The sequence below is a fragment of the Polyangium jinanense genome, from assembly GCF_028435265.1.
In the GTDB taxonomy this organism is placed as follows: Bacteria; Myxococcota_A; Polyangia; order Polyangiales; family Polyangiaceae; genus Polyangium; species Polyangium jinanense.
Window position 1 is genome coordinate 90,875 of sequence record NZ_JAGTJK010000006.1, and the last position, 24,204, is coordinate 115,078.

Genomic DNA, 24,204 nt, shown 5'->3' on the forward strand with positions numbered 1-24,204 from the left:
ATGCTTCGACGACCCCTCCTCTTCGCCTCTTTGGGTGTTGCGATTTTCGGCTCGATCGCTTGCAGCGCCACCTCCGCCGGACCCGGCGGCAGTGGAGGCGGTGGCAGCGGCAGCGGCAGCAGCGGCGCATCGAGCGGAGGCTCGGGCGGCGAGGGTGGTCTCATCCTCGTCGGCAGCGGAGGGAGCGGCGGCGGCGGCGGTCCTGACAAACCACCGCCGAAGATCGACGAGACCTTGCCTCCCGGCTTCACCGCCGAGACGACGTACGGCGGATGGAAGATCCTCGGGCTGCTCGAGGATTTCAACGAGCCGAGCGACAACGTCTGCGCCAACGTGCTGCGCGCCATCGCGCGCGACTTCACGCAGGCGCACATCGACTTCGGCCAGGAGAAGCCGGCGTCGTGGACCGCGCCCGGCCTCTACATGGGGCATGTCCTCCCGCTCCTCCCCGCCGACCGCAAGCCGGACGTGAACCCGTCGCGCACGCCGCTCGACGTGATCGAAGCCTTCGATGATTGGTACAGGAACATCGACGGCGTGAACGTACCTTTCGTGATCGATCTGTGGCTCGAACCCGATCCGAACAAGGAGGGGTACTTCCTGTTCGACTCGAACAGCTTCTTCCCGCTCGACAAGTGGAACACCTCGCCGGGCGACGTGCAGATCGGCGGCAACGACGTCGGCCCCCACAACTTCCTGTTCACGATCGAGCTGCACACCGCCTTCGAGTACAAAGGTGGCGAAATCTTCAATTTCCGCGGCGACGACGACGTGTTCGTCTTCATCAACGACAAGCTCGCGGTGGACATCGGAGGCATCCACGGTCCGCTCGAGGGCAACGTGAACCTCGACGCGCGCGCGGCCGAGCTCGGGATCACGGTGGGCAACGTCTACAAGCTCGATCTCTTCCAGGCGGAGAGAAACCCCGGCGGCTCGAACTTCCGCATCGAGACGAGCCTCGATTTCCGGGCGTGTGGCATCCTGCCGAGCGACGTCCCGAAGTGACCGGGTCCGCCGGTAAATACGCTCGTTTAACCCAGTTTTCGATTGTCTTGTCCGCCTCTGCGTGGCTAAAGTGCCGCGCCATGCGCCGCTCCTGGTCGGTTCGCCTGGCGGCTCCCTTCGGTCGAGCCCCCCGGTCGAGCGGCGCTCGGCTCGGGCGAGCCTTTGCCTCCCTCCTCTCCCTCCTCGCCATTGCGCTCTCCGTGCTGATCTCTCCTGCCGCACGCGCAGAGGAGCTGCCTTCGCCGTCGCCCGAGGGGCGTGTGCGGGTGAGCTACTGGGAGAAATGGACGGGCATGGAGAAAGAAGCGATGGAGTCCGTCATCGACGACTTCCATCGCTCGCAAACCAGGGTCTGGGTCGATTATCAATCGGTCTCCCAGTACCAGCACAAGACGCTGATCGCGACGGCGGGCGGCGACCCGCCGGACATCGCGGGGCTGCTCGCGGCCGACATCGCCGATTTCGCCGAAAAGAATGCGCTCGTCCCGCTCGACGAGCTCATGCGCGGCACGCACATGAGCCGCGAGAGCTTCCTTCCGGTGTACTGGGACATGGGCGTCTATCGGGACCACGTCTGGGCCGTCGTATCCGTGCCAAACGTGGTGAGCCTGTACTGGAACAAGGATCTCTTCGCGAAAGCGGGGCTCGATCCGGATCGCCCGCCGCGCACCATCGCGGAGCTCGACGCGTTCGCGGAGAAGCTCACCGTCGTCAAGGGCGGCAAGATTGAGCAGCTCGGATTCATGCCGACCGACACGAACTGGTGGCCTTATGGCTGGGGCTTCTGGTTCGGCGCGCGGCTCTGGGACGGCGGCGCGAACATCACGATTGATTCGCCGGAGAACGTGCGGGCATTCTCCTGGTTTCAGAGCTACGGAAAGCGCCACGACCCCGGGCAGCTTCAGAATTTCACGAGCTCGTTCGGTAACTTCGCCTCGGCGCAGAACCCGTTCCTGAGCGGCAAGCTCGGCATGGTGCTCCAGGGGATCTGGATGGGAAACTTCATCCAAAAATTCAGCCCCGGGATGCGCTGGGGCGCCGCGGCTTTCCCCTCCGAAAAAGAGGGCGGCCCGCCCGTCGCCATCGCCGACGCCGACATGCTGGTGATCCCGAGCGGCGCCAAGCACCCGAACGAGGCCTTCACGTTCCTCAAATACCTCACGCAGCAAGGTCCCATGGAAAAGCTTTGCCTGGGACAGCGGAAGCTCTCGCCGCTCCGCAGCGTGAGCCCGTCGTTTTACCGCGAGCACCAAAACCCCTTCATCAAGAGCCTGCAGGACCTCGCCGCGAGCCCGGGGGCGACGCCTCAGCCACGGATCAGCGTCTGGAACGAGTATACCCTCGAGATTCGGAATGCCTCGCAGCGGCTCTGGCTCGGGGAGGCGACGGCCGAGCAGGCGCTCGGCGACGTCAAGCAGGTCGTCCAGAAATCGTGGGACCGCCATCGCCATCGGCAGGAGGCCGCGCCGTCGCGATGGCTTTCCGTGCTTCCCTTTCTCCTGATCGGGCTCTTTGGGGCGGGAATCGTGGGGGCGGCTTGGCGCGAGCGGAACAGGCTCGCCAAGATGAGCGGCGTCGAGAAGCCGGTGCGCTCGAACGCGTCGCTCGGCAAGGGGCTCGCGTTCTTTTCCCCTTGGGGCATCGGGCTCCTCGTGTTCCTCGCCTATCCGGTGGCGTCGTCCATCGTGTATAGCTTCTGCGATTACTCGGTCCTATCGCCGCCGAGGTGGATCGGGCTTCAGAACTTCGTCGATCTCTTCCAGGACGAGGTATTCTGGATCGCGCTCCAGAACACGCTGATTTACGTGGCGATCGCGCTCCCGCTCGGGCTCACCGTGGCGCTCTTCTTCGCGCTGCTGCTCGACGCCAAGCTGCGGGGCTCGAGCATCTACCGCACGCTCATCTTTTTGCCCACGCTCGTCCCGGTCGTCGCGGGGGCGACCATCTGGATCTGGATGCTGAACGGCGAGTATGGCGTCATCAACCATTTCTTGCACCAGGCAAGCTTCGGGCTCTTCCCGAAGACATCGTGGCTCGCCGAGCGGCGTTTCGCGCTGCCATCGCTGATCCTGGTGAGCACGTGGACCGTGGGACAAACGGTCTTGACGCTGCTCGCCGCGATGCAGGACGTACCGAGATCGATCTACGAAGCCGCCGACATCGACGGCGCGAGCTTCTGGCAAAAGATCCGCCACGTCACGATCCCCATGATCTCTCCCGTCATCTACTTCAACGCGATCATGGGCATCATCGGCGCCCTGCAGGTGTTCGCGACGCCCTACATCATGACGGCCGGCGGCCCCGCGCGGGCGACGCTGTTTTATACGCAGCGCCTGCACGAGAACGCGTTTTACTTCCTGCGCATGGGGTACGCCTGCGCCATGGCGTGGATCCTATTTCTGGTCGTGCTCGGACTCACCGCGCTCGCACACCGCCTCGGGCATACCCGGGTCCACTACGGAGGGGCGTGATTCATGGCCGCCGCAGACTCCCCCTTCAGCAGCACGTTTCGCCGAAGACCGTGGTCGAGAGCCATCGTGCATCTCTTCCTCATCGTCGGCTCGCTCGTGTTCGTCTTTCCCGTCTTGTGGATGCTCTCCACTTCGCTGAAGCCCATCGAGCAAACGCTGACGCCCGAGCCCGTGTGGCTCCCGCGCCCGATCGAGATCGGGAACTACGCGTCGACCATCGCGTACATCCCGTTCCTCCGTTACGCGCTGAACACGGTGTTCGTCTGCGCGCTCGCGACGATCGGAACGACGCTGTCGAGCGCGCTCGTGGCGTTCAGTTTCACGCGATTGGAATGGCCGGGGCGAAACCTGCTCTTCGGCCTGACGCTGGCGACGATGATGGTGCCGTTCCCGGTCGTCATGGTACCGCTCTATAGCGTCTACCGGACGCTCGGCTGGATTGGCAGCCTGAAGCCGCTCTGGGTGCCCACCTTTTTCGGCAGCGCCTTCAGCATCTTTCTCTTGCGGCAGTTCTTCATGCGCATTCCGAAGAGCCTGCCGGAGGCCATGACGCTCGACGGCGCCTCGGAGTTTCGAATCTTCTGGCAGATGTACCTGCCGCTCTCCAAGGCGCCGCTCGTGGTCGTCGCGTTTTTTCAGCTCATGTACTCGTGGAACGACCTCCTCGGCCCCCTCCTGTTCCTCACCGACCAGAGCACGTTCACGCTGACGCTCGGACTTCAGGCGTACCAGAGCCAGGAAGGCGGCACCCAGTGGCACTACTTGATGGCCGCGTCGGTCATGACCACCCTGCCGATCGTCGTCCTCTTCTTCATCGTCCAGCGGGCCCTCTTTCAGGGCATGAGCTCGACGCAGAACTTCGAAGGTTGAGCGGGCGACGACGTGGTCACAGGAGCCTTGCCCCGCAGGATATCCGCCGTGATAGTCTCCGCGTCGGACCATGCCATCGCGAAAAGTCGAAGCCATCGCGCGATTGCTCAAAGAGCAGATCCTGGCAGGGCGGTACGCGCCCGGCTCGCGGCTGCCGACCTACGACGCTTTGATGGAGCAGTTCGGCGTCACGCGTCCGACCGTCGTGCGTGTGCTCGATACACTCCGGGAGGAAGGTCTCCTCACGGTCAAGGGCCAGCGCAAGGTCTTCGTGACGCAGCGATTCCCGCATCACGATCGCTACGTCTGGGTCACGAGCGAGCAGCCGGGCTCGAACGAGTGGTCGCTTTTTCTGGCGATCACCCACGAGGTCATCGAGCGGGGCGAGACTGGAATCACCGGCCAGGTGAGCGCGCTCGTGGGCGTGGACGGCCGCGCCAACAACCCCGAGTACCGGCAGCTCTGCGACTTCGAGGGGCGCGGATCGGCGGCGGGCCTCTTGCTCGTCAACTCCGCGATGATCTATCTGCTCCCTGTGCTGCAGAAGCCCGGGCTGCCGCGCGTCGCGATCGGGGCGCCATTGCCTCACGCGAACCTGGTCGCGCTCGATTTTGCGGGGCTGATCGACCGTGCGTCGGCGCGCCTGCTCGAGAAAGGGCGGCGCATCGCGGTCATGTCACCTCATGCGTCGAAGCTCGCCGCTGCCCAGGAGTGCCTCGAGGGGTACGGCCAGCATCCCGACCGCGTGTTCACGGTGCACGCAGCGCCGATTGGATGCGAGCGGCTCACCGAGCTGATGTTCGACCGCCGCAGCCGCCCGGACGCGATCTTCGTGATGGACGACAACCTGGTCCCGCCGCTGCTCGCGGGGCTCGAGCGCGCGAAGGTGAAGGCCGGCGAGGATGTCTACGTGCTTGCCCATTGCAACTGGCCGAGGCCGCTCGGCATGGCGGAGGGCGTGGAGCACATTGGCTTCGACGTCCGGGAGGTCCTTTGCGCGGGCAAGGATCTCATCGACGCGCACCGCGCGGGGGCTCCGTGTCCCTCGCGCCTCGTTCCCGCTCGTTTTCTGGGCGAGCTGACGCGCCCTCTCTCCACGGCGACCGACGCGACCGTGGAAGAGAAAACCGTCCATCCCTGAAAAACGTCTTTTGCAGGCGGTTCCATGTCGAAGCGCGCTCGCGTCGCATCGCGAGCAACGCTTTCGTGCGCCAAGGGACACCACGAGGAGTGGGAGCGAAGCGATCATGGCCAGCGTGACTCTGAAGGACGTCGTGAAGGTGTACGAGGGGGGCGTCAAGGTCGTCGACGGCTTCAACCTCGACATTGCGGATCGCGAGTTTGTCGTGCTGGTGGGGCCCTCCGGCTGCGGCAAATCGACCACGCTGCGAATGATCGCCGGGCTCGAGGAGCTCACGTCCGGCACCATCCGGATCGGCGACCGTGTCGTGAACGACGTGCCTCCGAAGGATCGCGACATCGCGATGGTGTTCCAGAATTACGCGCTCTACCCGCACATGACGGTGTACGAGAACATGGTTTTCGCGCTCAAGCTGCGAGGCCAGGGCGCGACCGTGATCCACGAGAAGGCCATGCGTGCGGCTAGGATCCTCGGCATTGAAGGGTTGCTCGATCGCAAGCCCAAGGCACTCTCCGGCGGGCAGCGGCAGCGGGTCGCGCTGGGACGCGCCATCGTGCGCGAGCCGAAGTGTTTCCTCTTCGACGAACCGCTCTCCAACCTGGACGCGAAGCTTCGCGTGCAGATGCGCGCGGAGATCAAGCAGCTCCACATGAGCCTCCACGCGACCACCGTCTACGTGACCCACGATCAGGAAGAAGCGATGACGCTCGGGGATCGCGTGGTGGTGATGAAGGACGGGGTCATCCAGCAGTGCGACGGCGCGCTCGAGATCTATCATCACCCGAAAAATCGCTTCGTCGCCGGCTTTCTCGGTAGTCCTCCGATGAACTTCTTCGAAGGGCGGCTTTCGAGCGAGGGTGACCGCTTGCTCTTCGACGAGGGGACGGCGAAGATTCCAGTGCCGGAATGGGCGCGCGCCGAGCTCGCGCCGCGCGCGGGGTCGGTCGTCGTGATGGGCGTGCGGCCCGAGGCGATGTCGGACCAGGCGAGCGCGCGCTTTGCGACCGCGGACCATTCGCTTCCGATGCGCGTCACGCTGATTCAGCCGCTGGGGGACAAGATGGACGTGGTCCTCGCGACGGAACGGCATCCGCACACGGTCGCGCACGTCGACGCGCACGCAGGCATTCGCGCGGGCGAGACGTTGCCGGTCTACATCGACACGGAGCGCGTGCATTTCTTTGCACCCGGCGCTGTCGGCGAGCGGATCGCGACGAAGCGCCGATAGAAAACAAAAAAAACACAGACGCACTCATTTCGCGATGCGCACACGCGCATTCACGTGCATTTGCGCGATTTCGCGGCTACACGCGAGGCTCGACCGCTCGATCTCCGCGGGCTCGACCTCGGCCGAGGGCGCTCGGTAAACGATGATGTTTAATCATGAAGCAGTCTTGACGTGCTTCATGTCGAGCAATAAAACATGAAGACTTCGCTCGACCGAGGCGCGGCCTCGAAGCCATCGAGCGAACAGAGGAGCACGATGGTGCGAACGACGATCGACTGCACCGACTACGCCCCGCTGGGCGACGTCGACTGGATCGAGCAGACAGAGCGCGGCCTCCTCCTCGGCGTCGGCGAGGAGAAAGTGCGGGTCGACGTGCTCTTCCCGGACGTGCTGCGCCTGAAAATCTCGCAGGCAGGTTCTTTCGACGAGAGCCCGACGTTCGCGACGTGCTTCGAAATGCCAGCGCCGCCTCCGTTCGAGGTTCGAGACACACCCGACGAGGTCGTCGTCGAGACGGCGCGCCTCCGTCTCCGCATCTCGAAGCATCCCTTTGCGATGGACGCTTATCGCGAGGACGGCTCGGTGATCTTCGAGGATGACCGCGACGAGGAGGGCAACCCACGCGGGTATCTGCAGCTCAACGATGCGTTCGTCGTGACGCGGCGCATGGCCCCTGGCGATTCGATGTACGGACTCGGCGAAAAAACCGGGGCATTCGATCGACGCGGCCGAAACTTCGCGCTCTGGAACACGGACATCCTGCATCCGAACGTGCTTCGCCTGAACCACTTGCACGAGGCCGACCACACGCTCACGGGTCGGAGCACGGAGTTCGATCCCTACTACACCTCGATCCCGCTCTTTTACCATTGCCGAGCCACGGACGGCGCGACGGCCATCGCGGGATTCTTCATCGACAACGGCTACAAGGGCAATTTCGAGTTCTCCGCGGACAATTGCTACCGTTATGCATTCGCCAGCGGTCAGTACACCGAATACGTGTTCGCCGGTCCGGATCTGCGCGGGGCGCTTCGTGCGTACACGTTCGTCACGGGACGGATGGCGCCGCCGCCGCTCTGGTCGCTCGGCCATCATCAGTGCCGTTATCACCACTATACCGACGAGGAGCTCTTCGCCATCGGCAAGCAATACCGGGAGCGCAGCATCCCGTGCGACGTGCTCTGGCTCGACATCGGCTACATGGATGGCTACCGCGTGTTCACGTGGCATCCAACCCGATACCCCGACGCGCCTCGCTTCATCGACGCGCTCACGGAGAGCCGGTTCCGTCTGGTCACGATCGTGGACCCGGGCGTGAAGGTCGAGCCGGGCTACCCGGTGTTCGACGAGGGCCGCGCCCGGAACCTTCTCTGCAAGACGGAGTCCGGGAACCTTTACATCGGAAAGGTTTGGCCGGGACGCTCGGCGTTTCCGGATTTCGTCAAGCCCGAGGCCCGCGCCTGGTGGGCCTCGCTCATTGCTCGGCACGCCGCCTCCGGCGTCGCGGGGATCTGGAACGACATGAACGAACCCGCGACGGGCGACATCGAGCCGTTCGCGATGCGATTCGATCGCGACGGGGAGGATCACCCGCACGAGCGTTATCACAACCAGTTCGCGCTCCTGATGGCCAAGGCCACGTCCGAGGGCCTCGCCGAGGCGCGGCCCGACCACCGCACGTTCGTCCTCAGCCGCGCGGGATTTGCAGGCATCCAGCGTTATGCAGCGCAGTGGCTCGGCGACAACTGCTCGAACTGGGAGCACCTCCAGATGAGCGTCCCGATGGCGCTCGCGATGGGGATCTCCGGACAACCCTTCATCGGCGCCGACATCCCGGGGTTCGTCTCGACGCCGAGCCCGGATCTCGCCGCGCGCTGGGTCCAGTGCGGGGCGCTCACGCCGTTCTGCCGCTATCACAACCACTGGGGCGAGCCCGATCAGTATCCCTGGTCGTTCGGTCCCGAGGTGGAAGAGATATGCCGCAATGCGATCCAGCTTCGTTACCGCTTGCTTCCCTATCTCTACACCGCCTTCTTCCAGGCGAGTGAGTCGGGCGATCCCATTGCGCGACCGCTCGTCTACGATTTCCAGCAGGATCGACGTGCACGCGAGACGGAGGACGCGTATCTGCTCGGGGAAGCGCTGCTGGTCGCCCCCGTCTGCGAGCCGGGCCGCACGGAGCGCAGCGTTTATCTCCCCGAGGGGACCTGGGTGGATTGGCACACGGGCGAGCGTCATACGGGTGGACGGTTCATTACCGCGAAGGCGCCGCTCGATCGAATTCCGCTGTTTGCCCGCGGCGGATACATCATCCCGACCTACGCGTCGGCGCCGGAATCGACGATGGGTCACGCGCCGGAGCTCCTCGTGCTTCACGTCTTCCTTCCGGACGAGGACGGCGAGTTTTCCTCGGAGCTGCACGAAGACGACGGGCTCACCCTGGCATTCTCACGCGGCGCCTACCATCGGACGGCATTCCGCCTCACGCGGCGCGGCGCGGCGGTCTCGATCTCGGCGGTGGTGAAGGGAGGCGGCTTTGCCGAGTTTCGCCGGCGCGCGCTGCGCCTCGTGTTCCACGGCTTCCGCGGCAGGGAGATCACCCTCGATGGCCGAACGCTGCGCGTCGAGGACGGTATCGTGGAATTCGAGAATCGAGCCGAGAACTTCACGCTCGAGCTCGCGCTCGACGACGCGCGCAGCGTCGCGGCGAAAGGCGGAGAGCGGAAGGCTTTGCGCGAGGCGCTCTGAGGCGGCAGCGCTACCAGCCCGCGTTTCCGGCGCCGGGCAGGATCTTGAACTGGCCCTGCGATTGATCGTTGACGCCGACCGGGGCTTCGGTCGCCACGACGTAGGCCGCGTCCATCGCTCCGTTCGAGCCGGGGCTCAGATGGAACGCGGCGGTTCGTGGCTTCTTGATGTCGACCTTGTTGAACCAGATGCTGTCCATCGCCGCCGGACCCTCGACGTGGATCCCCGAATGGGTCGGCTCAATGATTTCGAGATCGTTCACAGTCACGTGCTGGAGCACCCCCTGGGCGGCGTGGAGCTTGAAGGCGCCGTGCTCCTCGTTGTACGCGGAGCCGCCGGCGCGAATCAGCGAGTTGCGCTCGATCCGTGTCATTCCGCTGAAGGGATGCGAGTTGAACTGCCGCGCGATCAGGATGCCGGGATATTGCACGACATCGGCGCACACGTTGTCCTCGACGCTGATGTCCTCCCCTCCGTAGATCCCGAAGCAGTTCGCCATCCACGGAACCTGCACGAGGTTTTTCCGGAAGACGTTCTTGCGGTTGAGTGCCCTGTCGGCGGGTGACCACGACGCGAAGGCGTCGTCGCCCGTGTTCCGCGCATGCGTGTACTCGACGACGGAATTGCTCGTTCCGCCGTAGAAGTTCACCGCGTCGGCGAACAGATTGCGCATGCGGCAATTGCGGACCACGAGCCCATTCGTGTCGGCGCCCGTCCAGTAACCGACCTTGACGTGTTCAATCCAGATGTTCTCGAGCAACGCGCCCGAGCTGCCGTTGCCGCCGAACGCATTCTCCGGCGAGTCGTCCTTGCGCAGGATCGTATCGCCAAACACAGAGAAGTCGTGATATTTGCAGTTGTTGCCCCAGCAGTCGAAGCGCGCGAAATAGCCGGAAATGGTCGTATGCCACATGCCGGCTCCGCGGACCGTGATGTTCGATAGGCTGAGCGGCTTGCTGAGGCTCCTGAACTCGCCCGGTGGCAGGTAGAGCCCAGGATGCCCCTCGCCCTGCACGCGATCGATGCAATGCTGCAGGGCCGCGGAGTCGTCGCTTCCGTCGTTCGGCGTGGCCCCGCAATCGTCGATCAGAGAAAGAAACCCTTGGGGCTTCGGGAGCGGAGGCGCGACCGCTTCCATGTCGACCAGATCGATCACGTACTCGGCGGCCGCGTCCGAGGCGTCCTTTCGGAGCATGACGGTCGCGCCCGCAGGGATGTCGGAGAGGAGCGCGCGCGACTCGTCGAAGAAGTGATGCGGCACGCCGAGGGCCGGGTCGTTCTGGTCGGGCTGGTTGAAATGGTTGTGGTCGCCGTACGTCCAGGAATACCGCGAGGTCACGGCCAGCTTGTGACGGAATTCGTCGTTCACGTACACGCTGAGCGTCGTCCAGAGATCACTGCCGCCGTCCGGAATGGAGTACCGAACGACGATCGAATTCGATGCGCTCTGATTCTTGAAGCGCACGTAGTCGCCGACCTTGGAAAGCCGCACGGCCTGCCTGCCCGACGCTTCGGAGGCGACCTGCGTGAAAGCGCGGGTCGGCTCGAGCACGACGCCGTTCGTCTCCATGACCTCGGCCTCGTATTCGACGAACGGCGCCGCCGCGCCGCCGCCCGACGGTCCCGGGGGCTGTCCTCCCGCGCCGCCCGAGCCTACGCTTTGGCCTCCGGCGCCGGCGGAACCAGCCTCGCCGCCGGTCCCGCCGGCGCCGCCGCCGGTCCCGCCGCTCCCCGTGGTCTCGCCATTCCCGGCGGGGGGATCCGGGTCGGCCGAGCAAGCGACGTTGGCGAGGAATCCCATGCCCACCGCCACGATGAATCCGAAGGTCGACGACGAAAGCGCACGTGTTTTCATGGCACCCCACCTTGCTGAAGTTAAAACGGAATTCGGCGTTTACTGGAGGAGAGCTCTGCGTTCGTGATCCGCGCGTTCGTTACCACCACATACTCCCGGAGATCGAGATCACGTCCGCGTCGGGCGTCAGCATGGGATCATCGACCGCCGGATACCCGCTCCGCACGAGCGGGTTCGAGCCGTAAACGAAGCGCGAGTACTGCAGGACGACCTGATTGCGTGACTGCCAGTCGGTCCGGAAGATCAGGCGCGGCGAGATGATCGAGAACTCGCGCCCGTCGACGTTGCTGGTCGGCCTCACATGGTCGAGGCGCAGGGACGCGGCGAAAAACGACGCGAGCGTATAGGTGCCCTCGGCGCCGAATTTGACCTTGTGGTCGCCGTTGTACGCCGGATCGTCGCTCGTCACATGCGAGTAGATTCCGAACGCCGAGAGGATAATGTCGCGACTTTTTCCGTCGTAATCGCGCGGATGCAGGCGCAGGCGGGCAAGGCTCACGCTGTACTCGGCCCCGAGCGTGATGAGCTTGCCCGTTCCGCCGCTGTTCGGGCCGAGGTAATTGCGCATCAGATCGGGCCCGCCTTGCGTGTTCATGACGGAGAGGATCCGGCCGACCGAACGCGCGTCGGTGGCGTCCGTATACGAAGCGCCGACATAGACGTGGCCGAGGTGGCTCGCGGAAAAGCGCATGTCTGCGCCGAGCACGGTGATGGTCCCGTCGGGCGTGAACGCCTGCGAGGCGCGATCGTCCTGGCTCCACGCGCGCATGTGATGAAGGCCCAAGGTGAGCTGGCGTCGGTACGTGAGCCCGAGGTGCTCGTGCATGACGAGGCTTGTCCCGGTATTCGGATCAGCGAAGCCATTCCAGCCGTCCGTCGTGAGCCCGATCGGCGGCTTGTCGAGCTGCGCCTGGAATCCTTGTTCGAAGGACAGCACCACGTTGCCGAGCGCGAGGCGCGCGACGACGTTCTCGCCGACGCCATTCGTACGGCCGATGATGGCCGTCCCGTAGCGGCCCTCGTCGTATTCGCCCATCGTGCCGTAGCGATTCGAGAACGCGCCTACGTTGATGGCGAGATACGTGTTCTTGGCGAGCTTCGGGAGGTTGAACGTGATGAAGGCGTCGGTGATGCCCCCCTGGAGCGTGGGGTCGAAAAAGCTCGCCGCGGTGGTGGCCGTCCACGCCTTGATGATGGCCGTGCCGGTCACGATCGAATTGCCATACGAGAACGCGAGCTGCGCGTAGGGCTGCGGCACGACGCTCGTGCCCGCGAACGAGTCGCGGTAATCGGGGACCACGGGCGGCGCGTGGAGCACGAGGTTCTTTTGCTCGGTCGTCACGAAGCCCTCGCGCTGGTTCAGCCCGAGCCGCAGCGGCATCGTGATGAGGCCATGAAAGTCGAAGCTATAATCCTGCTCGCTCGCCGGCTTCTTTCCGTACGACGGGCCGATTCCTCCGGGCAATGTGGCGACGACCGGCGTCCCGGGCGTGAGTCCGAGCCCCGTGTCCGCGGAAGCGACGCTTTCCTTCTCCTTCTCCTCCTGGGCGTACGCGACGCTCGTGACGAGAGGCAGGGTGCAGAGCGAAAGGAAGAGAGCGCGCGCCCCGCGTCCGCATGAACCAACGAGCTCCTTCATGATCACCACCACATCCCGAAGGTGAGGGCCAGCATCTGGTTATCGAGCTCCTCGCGCGTAAAATCGTTCGGCGCTTCCCCGTGGGTATGCGCGCCGTAAAACCAGCGCGTGTAGCTCAGCGTGACGTGCTCGTGGCTGTTCCAGTTGCTCCGAAAGACGAGCTTCGGGCTGAGGACGTGGAAGCTCTCCTCGCGATCCTGGGAGTTCGGCGATACGTAATCGTACCGGCCGGAGATCGCGAGCCACCAGAAAAAGCGATACGTGGCCTCCGCGCCGAGCTTGTACAGCGTGCGGCCGTCGAAGCTCGGGTCGCGGCTCTCGATCACGGTGCCGACGTTCGCGAACACGCTCGTGATGAGATCGGGACCTTCTCCCCAGAAGGCCGTCGGATGCCAGAGGAACTTCGCCCAGCTGAAATTGTATTCGAATCCCGCGATGAGGAGCTTGCCTGTGCCTCCGCCCTGCTGACCGAGGAGCCGCTTCGTGAGGAGCTCGCCGGTGTCGGCGCCGTAATAGTTCATGCCGGTGAGCAGATGCGCGTACGACGCGTCGGCGTACGAAGCCGCGACGGCGAAATTGCCGAGGTGGTTGTTGATCATGCGAACATCGGCGCCGAGCACGGTCATCTTCGGGTCGGGCCGCAGGCCCTCGTCGAGGAACGGGGTCTTGGGGTCGTCGATCTGGTCGCGCTCGTCCTGCGCGAAGTTGTGGAGGTAATGCAGGCCGAGCACGAAGGGCACGTCGCCCTCGATTCCCAGGCCGACGTGGGCGTGGTGGACGAGGGCCGACGGCCGCGAGGGGTTCGCGTCGTGGTCGTATACGTTCGGCCCGCCGCCGAGGGGCACCTTGCCGAAGCGCCCCATCAGCCCGTGCTCCGCGATGAGCGAGAGCGAGCTCGAGAGCTTGTATTTTGCGCTGAGCGTCTCGCCGACGCCGAACGGCGAGCCGACGATCGCGGCGTTGTATTGGCCTGCCCCGTATTGCCCGAGCGAGCCGTATGCATTGCGGAATACGCCCACCGTCCAGTTCAGGGTCAGGTCCGAGGTCACGGGCGCCGTGAACAGGAGAAAGGCCTCGTTCAGAAAGTTCTGGCTCGTGGTCTCGCGCCAGGTCTCTCCGGCCGACGGCTTCCAGGTGCTGAGCTTGACCACCGCCTTGACGTACGCATTGCCGTAATCGAATCGGAGCTCGACCCAGCTCCCCTGCGGCGCGTTCGTGCCTCGCACGGCGCCATAGAGATCGGGCGTCTGCGGCGGCGCGAGCAGCGTGGTCTCGAATTGCCTGGGCGTCGCGCGTTCGCGCTCGTCCATGGAGAGCCGGAGCGCAGCGCTCATGAAGCCACTGAACTTGAACGTGAATTCGCTGCTCTCCTCGGCCGGCACGCTGAAAGGAATCGTCGCGCCGCCGGGCAGGGTCGGTCCGCTCGGCGCGAACGGGGAGAGCCCGAGCCCAATGGAACGGCGCGAGCCCGGGATGTAGCCCTTGGGCGGCAATGCCGGAGGGATCTGCGCCCGGGGCGTGGGCGGCGGCGAAGGTTTTTCTTCTTTCGCAGACGGATTCGCGGGCGACTCCGCGGGCGGCGCATTCGGCGGTGGGGCCTGCGCGAAGGCCGCCCTTTCCGTCACGATGGCACCCAGAGCCCACACGAGCGCCAGAAGCTCGGAAAGCCTTCTCATCGGGTCCCTCACCGGCGGCGATAGAAGGTCACGTTGTCGATGTACACGTCCGCGAACCCGACCGGGAGCTGCAGCGCGAGCATGTTGATCGAGCGCAGATCCAGGAATGGCGCGTGCTTGGCGAATCCGACCTGGCGGAATTCGCTGAAAGGAATCACGAAGAGCTGCCAATCGGTGGTGAGTCGAATGGACGCGACCCAGCCGTCGCCGCAACGCTCCTGCTCCGCGGCGGGCGCCACGCTGCCGTAGCAATAATAGCCGGCTTGCGCCCCGGAGAAATCGTAGGGCTTGCATTCGGTGCCGTCGAGGTCCCGATCGTAGTAATACTCCGGGGAACGACACGCGCTCGGGCCACAGACGGGATAAAGCTCTTCGAGCAGCGCCGGCTCGGCGATCGGCGCCATGCCCACGGCGGGATCGAAGCAGCGGTGCGTCGGCACCGGCGCGTCGGGGTTTTCGGGCGTGCAGGGCGATCCGTTCTGGCAGGCGGGACGACAGGCCTTGATACGACGACAGAATGTCTGATGCTCGCGGTTGAGCGCGTCGCTCGTGTGTTTGTCGTGAAGCGCGACGAGGACACCGGGCTGGCTGTCCGGACCACGACGTGCCCAGAAGGTGACGCCGTCATACCGGCTGAGATCCCAGTAGCGGTGCGGCTCCGGTTGCTCGAAATCATGCCCGTCGGGCCGCGTGAGCGGAAGGCCCACAGGATCGAGCGTCGCGCCCGGGTCAGGCGGCTGGGGACAAAGGTCGGAGCCCGAAGGACAGGCCACGATCGCGGCGAGCGGGTGCTCGAGGCCCGCGCCGAAGTAATTGAAGCGCCCGCCGCGGAAGTGCAAAGCCCAGCCGTTCGGCTGGCCGTCACAGCTCGGTCCGTTCGTGATCCGATCCGCGGCGAGGCCCCATTTTTCCTTGTAGCGCCCGAAAAGCCCGGGGTACCATGCCGCGTCGCCCGGCACCCGAAAGGCGCCGTAGGTCTCGTCGTCGTAAGCGGACCACCCCTCCCCGACACCCACGGAGTTCGGTAGGCTGGGGTCGGCCTCGAATGTCTCGATCCAGAATGGCGAGAGCTCGATACCAGACAAACCGCTGCAATCGACCGGGCGCGAGCCGGGATCCGGCGTCCCCGCTCCGATCGGCGGAAACACGGGTTCGTACGGCGAAACCAGGGATCCATCGGTGTTTCGCAGCGGTACCGCTCCATTCGCCCACGGCACGGCCGCCGCGAGCCCGTCTTCGAGCCACGCGCGACCAGCGTTACCGTCACTGGAGCACGCGGCCTGGGTGCAGAGGAGAGCTCCTGCCAGCCAGTATTCGACCTTCATCGTCCGCTCTGCGACTTCCGTATGAGCTGCATGAAGTAGTCGGGGCGTTGCCACTGCCCATGAAAGTAGTAGTCGTAGTTGCGGTTGACGCCGGTACCTTCGCCAAGGTCGTTCCAGGTCGCGATCACGAGCAACTCGGAGTCGCGCGTCTCCTCGAGCACGCGCGATAGAACGACCGCGTCCTTGATGATCAGGTCGGTTTGGCGGGGAAGCTTTCCGGGATGATCGCGTCCCACCGCGTCCCACTTGACCATCGCGTGATCGATGATGTGGCCCTTCAGCGTCGAACGGCTGCGGCGCTCCGGGGAATTGAACGTGAACCATTGATAACGCGCGTCCGCCACGCGCTCCATGGCCGCGTCCTCGAAGTAAGCGGAGTCCGCGTCCACGAACGGCTCCTCCTGGAAGTCCGCGGCGAACATCTGCTTGAGCCTCGTGATGAGAGCCGCGGATTTGGTACGAGGCAGGAGCGTCCCGGCGTTGTAGAAGTAGACGAAGGGTTTGCCCTTGAAGCGATACCAGTGGCGCTTGTCCACCTGCGAGAAGAAGGGCTTCCACTTCATCTCGTAGATTCGCTTCGCCGCCGTCTCCGTATCGTTGAGATCGGGCTTTTGCTTCCACGCCTCGGAGAAGTAGGGCTGGCCCCAGGTCCAGGTGTCGTCGAAGAACGCGATCTTGACCGGGTCCTCGAGGCTCGCGAGGGCCTTCGCGAGCGGCTCGAGTTTTTTGTCTTCGATGTCCGGGCCATACGTGTTGAGCAGCAAGAAATCGAGGCCCGCGTATTTCGCATCGACGAGCTCGCGCCGCCAGAAGCCGGGATTGCTCGGCACGTAATAGCCGGCCTTCTTCTCGCCGAAACCGAGCAGCGGGTGCTCCTCGGCCATGCCCGGCGCGTGCGTGTTCGCCCAGTCCATCTTGCAATTGACCTCGTTCGGGCAATTGAAGAAGTACATGAAGACGGCGCCGATGTCGCGCTTCAGCTTCTTGACCGGCGCGCCCACGAGCTCGGGATGGTTCTCCCAAGGGTCGGAATAAGCGAGCTGGCAGGTTCGCTTTTCCTCCTCGCAAATCGACCGCACGACATCGATACGACGGGGCCTCGCTTGGCTCGTCAGCTTCTCGGCCCAGCTACGGACGACCTCCGAGCTCGGCTCTTTGCCCGTGATCTGGCAATAGGCCGCGCGCACGAAGGTCTCCGGCGCGTGGCCGAGATTGACGTCGACGACCTCCGCGCGCTGACACGGACCGCTCCACTCGGGCTTGAGCTTGAACGGTCCAAGGTCCTTTTCGTCGATGGCATGATCCATGACTCGCGCTCCCGCCGCTTTGGCCACCGGCCTCGTGTCTGCCGTTCCCGCCGGGCCTTGCTGCGGAGTGTCAATGTGGCTCACCGTCTGATCGAAACAGCCCGAAAGGAGGCCGAGCATCAGCGCGACCGGCCCCACGAAAGCCGCCCACCCGAGGCCGGTCGCGACGCTTCGCGGCTTCATTTGCCGATGGGACCGGTCGGCGCCGTGCCCGAGAAAAGAGTCACCTCATCGATCCAAATGTCGAAATCGGGGCCCGGCGTGATCCAGCTCAGGCCGAGGATGACGTCCTTGACCTGCACGGATCCCGCGAGTTCGCTCCATTTGACGGTATATTGCTTCCACTCCGATGTCAGCGTGATGTTCTTCCCGGGGTGGTTGTAGCAATTCGTCTCGCAATCGCCGCCGTCCGCCTTGGCCTGCGTCGCCGGGTGCACGGCCTGGACCCTGAGCGCGTTGTCGGCGCCGGCGGTGCCTTTCGCCCAGAACGAGATACCCTCGAAGGCTGAAACGCCGGCACACGCCCCGTTTGCGTCTTTCAGGCCGAAACCGAAGCCTGCGCCAAAGCCGCCATCGGTCGGCGCCTTGACGCCGGTGGCGCTCACGTGGCCGGCCATGGTCGTCACGACAGCGCCCTCGCCTTCGCGGGCAATCTTGTCGAAGTTGGCAGCGTCCGTGTCTGCGAACGAGTACCAACCGGGGAAAGCCATATCGGTCTCGAAGTCGTCCACGAACGCATCGTCGACCGTCAGCACGCGAACGTTGTTGTAACATACGCTGTCCGGGGACGGGCCGCCGCCCGCACCACCGTCGCCGCCGCTGCCGCCTGCGCTGCTCGAGGAACTGCTGCCGCCGCCGGTTCCGCTGCCGCTCGCGGCGCCGGCGCCCCCGTTGGGATCACCGGTGCCCGAGGAGCACGCCGACGCAAACGCCAAGGCGCAAACGACCGTATAGATGGACACGTGCAACGCAGGAATACGCTTCATGGTCTCGCCCCGTTCCTTGCAAGTTTCGGGAGTTCGTCGCTGTCGTGAACAGCTCGTGGACACATTGGGCGAACTCCGCTGGCACCGTCAATGCGAATCATGGTCAAATGTCAGCATTTACTCGGGGTGCAATTTGGCTGCGCCAGCGGTAAAACTGAAACCATGCTCGAAGTGGCTCGAGGCCACTTCTACGGCTCACATTGCGCGGCGCGCAAAATGCTCATGAAGGCATGCGGCGTGAGCCACTGCCCCTGGTGATAGTAGTCGTAGTTGCGGTGGATGCCGGTGCCCTCCCCGAGGTCGTTCCACGTGGCAAACACCGCCAGATCGGACGCCGCGGAGCTCTCGAGGGCCTCTTTCAGGAGCTCCGGGCCCTTCACGAGCCGATCGGTCTGGGTCGCGAGATCGCCCGGGCGATCTCGACCCAGCGAATCCCACTTCACCATGAAGTGATCGTGCGTCACGCCTTTGAGGTCGAAGTGGCTGTCCTCGTCCCCGAACGTGTCCCAGATGAACTGCGAATCCGCGACGGCCGGCATGCCGGGATCCAGGAAAAACGCGCGATCCACGGCGACGAACGGTTCGATACCGAAATCCGCGGCAAAGAGCTCCTTGAGCCGAGCCACCACGCCCGCCGCGACGCTCAGGGGCTTCAGGGTGCCCGCGTTGTAGAAATAGATGAACGGGCGATCCTCGACGAGGTACCAGTGCTCGCGCGCAATCGCCTCGAAGAACGGCTTCCACTTCGCCTGATAGATCACCTGCGCGGCGGCGTCGGCGTCGGCGAGGTTGGGGGCGACGTTCCACGGCGGCGGCTGCTGCGGCCGCCCCCAGGACCAGGTGTCGTCGAAGAGCGCAATCTGAATGCCGCCGATGTCGGCGAGCGCCTCGCTCAACCTCCCGAGCCTGCCGATATCCGGACCGTACGTATTCACGAGCAAGAACTGGAGCCCCGCCCAGCGCGCATCGTAGAGCTCGCGCTTCCAGAACCCCGCGTTGTCCGGATGGTAGTAGCCCTCCGCCGCCGCGCCGAACGCGTAGAGCCGATGGGTCGAATCCATCCCGCTCGCATGGGTATTGGCCCAATCGAGGTCGCAATTGACGCCGCCGGGACATTCACTGAAGAACATCAAGACGGCGCCCACGTCGCGCGGTGTCTTCTGCACACACGGCGTCGTCAGCAGTACCTGCTGCTTCCAGGGATCGGAGTACGATAACGGACAGTTCTTGCCCGCCTCGTTGCAAAGGCTGCGGACGACGTCGATCCGCCGAACCCAGTTACGGGTCCGGAGCTCGTCGGAGATGGTCGCGATCTGTTCGGCGCTCGGCTCTGCGCCGCGAATCTGGCAATACGCCGCCCGGACGAACGCTTCGGGCGTGTTCCCGAGGTTCACGTCGATCGTCGCTCGCGCCGTGCAGGGGCCGTCGAACTCGGCTCGAAGCTCGAATTCGACATTCTCCGGGAGCGCCGTGGGAGGCGGGGTCGGGCGGAGGTCGTCCGTGGGATCGTACGAACCCCGCCCGCAGCCGCAAAGGAGCGTTAGGAGTGCAAACGAGCGAACGAGGGCACGGAAGCGCATGGTTCACTCGATGAAGGCTACGTCATCGATCGTGAAGTCCCACGTGACCGCGTCCTTGGAAGTCCAGTTCAAGCCGACGAGCGCCTTCGTATCCAGCTTGGCCTTGTCACCCCATCCGAGCTGCTTCAGGTCGCTCCACTTGAGCTCGTAGGTCTTCATCTCCGCCGAGAGATTGGTGATGATGACCGTGAAATGGTCATAACATTTCTTGCAACGGCCAAACTCCGGCATCGTGTCCACCGTGGCCACGAGGAACTTCATCGGCGTGGAGCCGGACGCTTTGAAACGGATGCCCTTGTACTTCGTGCCGTCCACCGGCGTGAGCATCTGCGCGCCGCACAGGTTCGTGCCGATCCCGCCGCCCCATTCGGTATACCCCTTCCCCGTCGTGTGGATCGCCCCGTTCTCGATCGCGCTCGTGAACTCCTCGACCGAAGGCGGCTTCTTCACGCCCCCGGTTTTGTCGCTGTACACGAACCAGCTCCCCGGCGGCTCGATCGTGGGCAGGTTCGAGATGCCGCCGCCGTCCCAGATCATGGGGCCCGTGGGCACGACCGGATCGGGGACCGGCAAGTCGCCCCGAGCCGCGGCGGGCGTCGCGTCCGAGGAGCCGGCCCCCGACGCGGAATTCTCACAAGGACAAGGCGGACACGGCTGCACGGCACCCTGGGGACCGATACAGCCGACGGCCGGGCCGCCGGCGGCCAGCACGACGAGCACAATGGCAAGACCAGCGCGGATGGAGCTCATACCCTGACTCGTGTCGCTTTGGGTGGCGTTTGCGTCTACGCCCACCCTCCCTACCACGCGCGCACGAGCGGCCCCAAGGAAAATAATAGGCAAATTGGGTCATTTACTGCGCGACGCCGCCGTGGACGCGAGGCGCGTAGCCCCCGCGGATCCCCCATGTCCGCGGGGACCATTGCAGGTTACTCGATGCGGCAGGCCTCTTCGAAATCGAGGCGAGGGTTGCGCGGGAAGAGCTTCTCCGGATCGCCGTGGCCGAGGTTGACGAGGAGAATGGATTTCCACGGCAGGTCGGCGAAAAACGTCGCGTCGACCTTCTCCCGGTCGAAGCCGGCCATCGGCCCGCAGTCGAGCCCGAGCGCGCGGGCGGCCAGGATCAAATAGCCGGCCTGCAGCGAGGCGTTCTGCAATAGCAGGAAGTCGCGCTGCTCCGGCGGCATCGCGGCGAGGGCCTCGCCCATCGTCGGGCGCGCCGGGAAAAGCTTCGGCATCTTCTCGTGAAAGCGCGTGTCGTAGGCGATGATCGCCGTGACCGGCGCGCTCATGGTCTTTTCGACGTTCCCCTCGGCGAGGCAGGGGCGCAGGCGCTCCTTCGCCTCGGGGCTCTTCACGAAGACGATCCGCGCCGGCACGCTATTGGCCGCGGTCGGCCCGAGGCGCAGGGCCTCATAAAGGTGGCGCAGGGTCGCATCGTCGACGGGCTCGGCGAGCCAGCCATTGTGGGTACGAGCTTCGAGGAAGATCTGCTGGAGGAGTTGGTCGCTCATAAAGACTCGAGGTGTGGGGGTTCGGGGACGCAATCCATTCAGGTCGCGAGCGCGGGCTTGCCGATGCGGGCGTCGGCCTCGCGCTTCGTCTCGCTCGCAAGCTTGCGGCTCTCGGGGCGCAGCGCCCACGAGGCGGCGGCGATGGCGACGAGGACGAGCGGCGTGATCACCTTGCCGGCGGGATCGCCGCTGGCGGCGTGGGAGGCGGCGGCGCCGGTGAGATCAAAGAAGATGCCGGCGTACGCCCACTCCTTGAGGCGGGGGAAGCGGGGGGCGAGCAGGGCGACGGCGCCGAGCACCTTCCACACGCCGAGGATGGTGGCGAAGTAGGCCGGATAGCCGAGGTGCGTCATGCCCTCGAGGACCTGCGGGGCGCCGGAGAGATCGCCGACGCCGCCCGCGGCGAACGCGAAAGCAAGCAGACCCGTCGCAGCCCAGTAACCGATCGTTCGTGCCTTGTCGTTCATGAAAAGCATTGTCGTCACTGCGCGCGCCTGTAACAATGCATCAACAATTGGAAGCACCTGACAGGATTTGATCCAGATGGACGACCCCCTCGAGACCTCCGAGCTCCTCGCCTTCTCGAAGGCCGTGGAGGCCCGATCGCTCTCCCGCGCCGCCGCCGAGCTCGGCGTCCCCCGCGCCACCATCAGCCGCCGCCTCGCGCGGCTGGAGGAGCGTCTCGGCGTGCGCCTGCTCCGCCGCACCACGCGCAGCCTCGCCCTCACCGACGCGGGCGAGGCGCTCCACCGACACGCCCGCATCGTGCTCGACGCCGTCCATCACGCCGAGGCGAGCGTGCGCAAAACCGACGACGCCGTCCGCGGCGAGCTACGCGTCTCGGTGCCGCCGATGACCGGCACGAGCTTCAGCGCGATGATCTGTGACTTCTCGCGGCGCTACCCCGAGGTCCGTCTCCACGTCCACAGCACGACCCAGCACGTCGACCTCCAGCGCGGCGGTTACGACGTCGCGCTGCGCGCCGCCACCGCGCTCGAACCCGGCCTCGTCGCCCGGACGCTCGCGCGCGAGCCCACCCTCGCGGTCGCCTCGCCCGCCTACCTCGAAGCCCACGGCACGCCGCGCAGTCGCCGCGATCTTCGCCACCACCGCTGCCTCATGGGGTTTGCCCGAGGGGAGCTGCCGCAGACGCACTGGCCGTTCGCCGGCGGCAAGTTCCAGATCGAGGGCGCGCTCTTCGCGAACGACGTCTACCTGCTCTGCGACGCCGCGCTCGAAGGCCTCGGGATCGCGCTCTTACCGCTGATCCTGGCGAGCCCGCACCTCGAGAGCGGCGCTCTCGTGCACGTGCTCCCGAACGCGCTCCAGGGAGAGTCGCACATCGCGGTGGTTTATCCGGAGCGAGAGTTCATGCCGCCGCAGGTGCGTGCGTTCATCGACGCATTGGTGGCGTGGGCGCCGGAGCTCATCGCGCGGGCGAACGCACCGATGCCGAAGCGGGCGGCGAAGAAGCGGGGCGGGAAAAGCGCGTGACGGGCCGCTTTGCGGTTTCACATTTCTTCACGCCGTGCCTCGCCTCCGTACCCTATCTTCGGGGGCGATGAGCCGCGAGAGCATCGACAAGGAAAAAGCACGCCGCGCCGCCAAGCACCCCGATCGTCCCGGCGAGGAGTGCCGCGCCGAGCCTGGGCTCTATACGCCGGTCGTCAATCGAGCGAGGTGCGAGGGCAAACGCGATTGCGTGGAGGTTTGCCCGTACGACGTCTTCGAGGTGCGGCGCATGGATGATGCGGATTTCAACGCGCTCGGGTTCTTCGCGCGTTTGAAGAGCCGCGCGCACGGCAGGCAAACCGCCTATACGCCGAACGCGGATCAGTGCAAAGCCTGCGGGCTGTGCGTGGTCGCCTGCCCCGAGAAGGCCATCGAGCTCGTTCGCAAATAGCCCCGGCGAGCCGCTCGCGCCAAACGTGGGCCAGAGCGCCCCGTTAACAATCTCAAAGACCGCCTTCATGCGCGGCTCATGCCACGGGCGCATGCTTGTGTTCGTCGGTCGGGGAGCCTGTTCGAGCAGTCCTCCACGGCCTGGGCATTGTAGCGAATGCAGATGGAGGTCGGCGATGCGGCAGAAACGACGTGCCTTTGCGTGGACCACGTTGATGGCCATCGTGCCGGGGGTTGCTCTTGCGCAATCGGCTCCGCCCGCGGCAGGACAGCCGCACAAACCGGGAATCGAGGCTGCGCCCCACGGCGGGCGGGCCGGAAAACCCGGCGAAGGCCATGATCCGAACGCGCGCAGGCCCGGGGAGCCCACGAAGCCCGGGGAGCCGTCGGCGAAGCCCGGGGATACGCTCCGCCCTGGGCCGCCGGATGCGGGCGCGCCGCCCGCGCCTCGACGGGAGGAAGACCAAGGGCGCGCCGCCCGGCGCAAAGCCCAGGTCGACAAGGAGCGGCCCGCGGTGGAGGAGTCGCTCAAACGCCGGCCGATGGATGAAGCGCTCCAGCAGGAGATGAAGCACCACGCCGAGCGTATCGCGCGGCTCGAGCGGATCCAGAAGCTCGCCGAGCAGTCCGGCGACACGGCCACGGCCGAGCGGGCGAAGAAGGTCCTGGAACAGGAAAACGCGCGTTATTCGAAGTTCATCCAGTCACGAAAGTAGGCGATTCATGAAGCATCTGCTCTGGATGGGTATGTGCCTCCTCCTCGGCTGCGAAGGCGGCGCGGGAAGCCCGAGCGACGCGCCCGCGAGCGCGGCCTCCCAGGCGAGCCCCGCCGCGGACACAGACATCGCCGTCCCCGCTGATTACGAGGACAAAGCGGCCCGCGAGATCACCACCGACAATTACAAGAAGGAGCTCGACGACCTCGAACGTCAGGTCGAGAAATGAACGGGGGCGGGC

20 protein-coding genes are annotated in these 24,204 nt (G+C 65.2%); 10 read left to right on the forward strand and 10 right to left on the reverse strand.

Annotation, left to right across the window (positions count from 1 at the left end):
* From KEG38_RS15355 to KEG38_RS15380, 6 genes are all read left to right on the forward strand, one after another.
* Complete coding sequence (locus KEG38_RS15355; RefSeq protein ID WP_272420199.1) at positions 1 to 1,005, forward strand: fibro-slime domain-containing protein; 1,005 nt, start codon at positions 1 to 3, stop codon at positions 1,003 to 1,005.
* Between the two features lie 80 nt (positions 1,006 to 1,085).
* A complete protein-coding gene (locus tag KEG38_RS15360) occupies positions 1,086 to 3,476 on the forward strand; it encodes an extracellular solute-binding protein (protein ID WP_272420200.1) in 2,391 nt (796 codons plus the stop codon).
* A 66-nt stretch (positions 3,477 to 3,542) separates the two neighbouring features.
* The gene (locus KEG38_RS15365; protein WP_272420201.1) at positions 3,543 to 4,346 is read left to right on the forward strand and encodes a carbohydrate ABC transporter permease; all 804 of its coding nucleotides are present in this window, start codon (positions 3,543 to 3,545) and stop codon (positions 4,344 to 4,346) included.
* 70 nt (positions 4,347 to 4,416) lie between these two features.
* Positions 4,417 to 5,487 carry a GntR family transcriptional regulator gene (locus tag KEG38_RS15370; protein WP_272420202.1) on the forward strand — a complete coding sequence of 357 codons (1,071 nt, stop codon included), beginning with the start codon at positions 4,417 to 4,419 and terminating at the stop codon, positions 5,485 to 5,487.
* 106 nt (positions 5,488 to 5,593) lie between these two features.
* The gene (locus tag KEG38_RS15375; protein ID WP_272420203.1) at positions 5,594 to 6,715 is read left to right on the forward strand and encodes an ABC transporter ATP-binding protein; all 1,122 of its coding nucleotides are present in this window, start codon (positions 5,594 to 5,596) and stop codon (positions 6,713 to 6,715) included.
* A 195-nt stretch (positions 6,716 to 6,910) separates the two neighbouring features.
* Positions 6,911 to 9,463, forward strand: a complete 2,553-nt coding sequence (locus KEG38_RS15380; protein WP_272420204.1) for a glycoside hydrolase family 31 protein — start codon at positions 6,911 to 6,913, stop codon at positions 9,461 to 9,463.
* Between the two features lie 10 nt (positions 9,464 to 9,473).
* Here the strand turns inward: KEG38_RS15380 and KEG38_RS15385 are convergent, their stop codons facing one another.
* From KEG38_RS15385 to KEG38_RS15430, 10 genes are all read right to left on the reverse strand, one after another.
* Entirely contained in the window at positions 9,474 to 11,318 is a 1,845-nt protein-coding gene (locus KEG38_RS15385) for a hypothetical protein (protein WP_272420205.1), read from the reverse strand.
* A gap of 79 nt (positions 11,319 to 11,397) precedes the next feature.
* Positions 11,398 to 12,957 (reverse strand): hypothetical protein, encoded by a 1,560-nt coding sequence (locus KEG38_RS15390; RefSeq protein WP_272420206.1) that lies wholly within the window; start codon positions 12,955 to 12,957, stop codon positions 11,398 to 11,400.
* A gap of 2 nt (positions 12,958 to 12,959) precedes the next feature.
* A complete protein-coding gene (locus KEG38_RS15395; protein ID WP_272420207.1) occupies positions 12,960 to 14,633 on the reverse strand; it encodes a hypothetical protein in 1,674 nt (557 codons plus the stop codon).
* 8 nt (positions 14,634 to 14,641) lie between these two features.
* Positions 14,642 to 15,958: a CIA30 family protein gene (locus KEG38_RS15400; protein ID WP_272420208.1), complete on the reverse strand. Its 1,317-nt coding sequence runs from the start codon at positions 15,956 to 15,958 to the stop codon at positions 14,642 to 14,644.
* On the reverse strand, positions 15,955 to 17,265 hold the full coding sequence (locus KEG38_RS15405; protein ID WP_272420209.1) for a DUF5010 domain-containing protein: 1,311 nt from the start codon (positions 17,263 to 17,265) through the stop codon (positions 15,955 to 15,957). The genes KEG38_RS15400 and KEG38_RS15405 overlap by 4 nt, the downstream gene beginning before the upstream one ends.
* A gap of 179 nt (positions 17,266 to 17,444) precedes the next feature.
* Positions 17,445 to 18,020: a hypothetical protein gene (locus tag KEG38_RS15410; protein WP_272420210.1), complete on the reverse strand. Its 576-nt coding sequence runs from the start codon at positions 18,018 to 18,020 to the stop codon at positions 17,445 to 17,447.
* A 419-nt stretch (positions 18,021 to 18,439) separates the two neighbouring features.
* Positions 18,440 to 19,831 carry a DUF5010 domain-containing protein gene (locus KEG38_RS15415; RefSeq protein WP_272420211.1) on the reverse strand — a complete coding sequence of 464 codons (1,392 nt, stop codon included), beginning with the start codon at positions 19,829 to 19,831 and terminating at the stop codon, positions 18,440 to 18,442.
* Positions 19,832 to 19,834: 3 nt separating this feature from the next.
* Entirely contained in the window at positions 19,835 to 20,581 is a 747-nt protein-coding gene (locus KEG38_RS15420; protein WP_272420212.1) for a CIA30 family protein, read from the reverse strand.
* Between the two features lie 179 nt (positions 20,582 to 20,760).
* Positions 20,761 to 21,345: a malonic semialdehyde reductase gene (locus KEG38_RS15425; protein WP_272420213.1), complete on the reverse strand. Its 585-nt coding sequence runs from the start codon at positions 21,343 to 21,345 to the stop codon at positions 20,761 to 20,763.
* A 38-nt stretch (positions 21,346 to 21,383) separates the two neighbouring features.
* Entirely contained in the window at positions 21,384 to 21,812 is a 429-nt protein-coding gene (locus tag KEG38_RS15430; RefSeq protein WP_272420214.1) for a DoxX family protein, read from the reverse strand.
* Positions 21,813 to 21,888: 76 nt separating this feature from the next.
* Here KEG38_RS15430 and KEG38_RS15435 point away from each other — a divergent pair, with 76 nt between their 5' ends.
* From KEG38_RS15435 to KEG38_RS15450, 4 genes are all read left to right on the forward strand, one after another.
* On the forward strand, positions 21,889 to 22,839 hold the full coding sequence (locus tag KEG38_RS15435) for a LysR family transcriptional regulator (protein ID WP_272420215.1): 951 nt from the start codon (positions 21,889 to 21,891) through the stop codon (positions 22,837 to 22,839).
* A 67-nt stretch (positions 22,840 to 22,906) separates the two neighbouring features.
* Entirely contained in the window at positions 22,907 to 23,248 is a 342-nt protein-coding gene (locus tag KEG38_RS15440; RefSeq protein WP_272420216.1) for a 4Fe-4S binding protein, read from the forward strand.
* A gap of 175 nt (positions 23,249 to 23,423) precedes the next feature.
* The gene (locus KEG38_RS15445; protein WP_272420217.1) at positions 23,424 to 23,963 is read left to right on the forward strand and encodes a hypothetical protein; all 540 of its coding nucleotides are present in this window, start codon (positions 23,424 to 23,426) and stop codon (positions 23,961 to 23,963) included.
* 7 nt (positions 23,964 to 23,970) lie between these two features.
* On the forward strand, positions 23,971 to 24,192 hold the full coding sequence (locus KEG38_RS15450) for a hypothetical protein (protein ID WP_272420218.1): 222 nt from the start codon (positions 23,971 to 23,973) through the stop codon (positions 24,190 to 24,192).
* Positions 24,193 to 24,204: the final 12 nt, after the last annotated feature.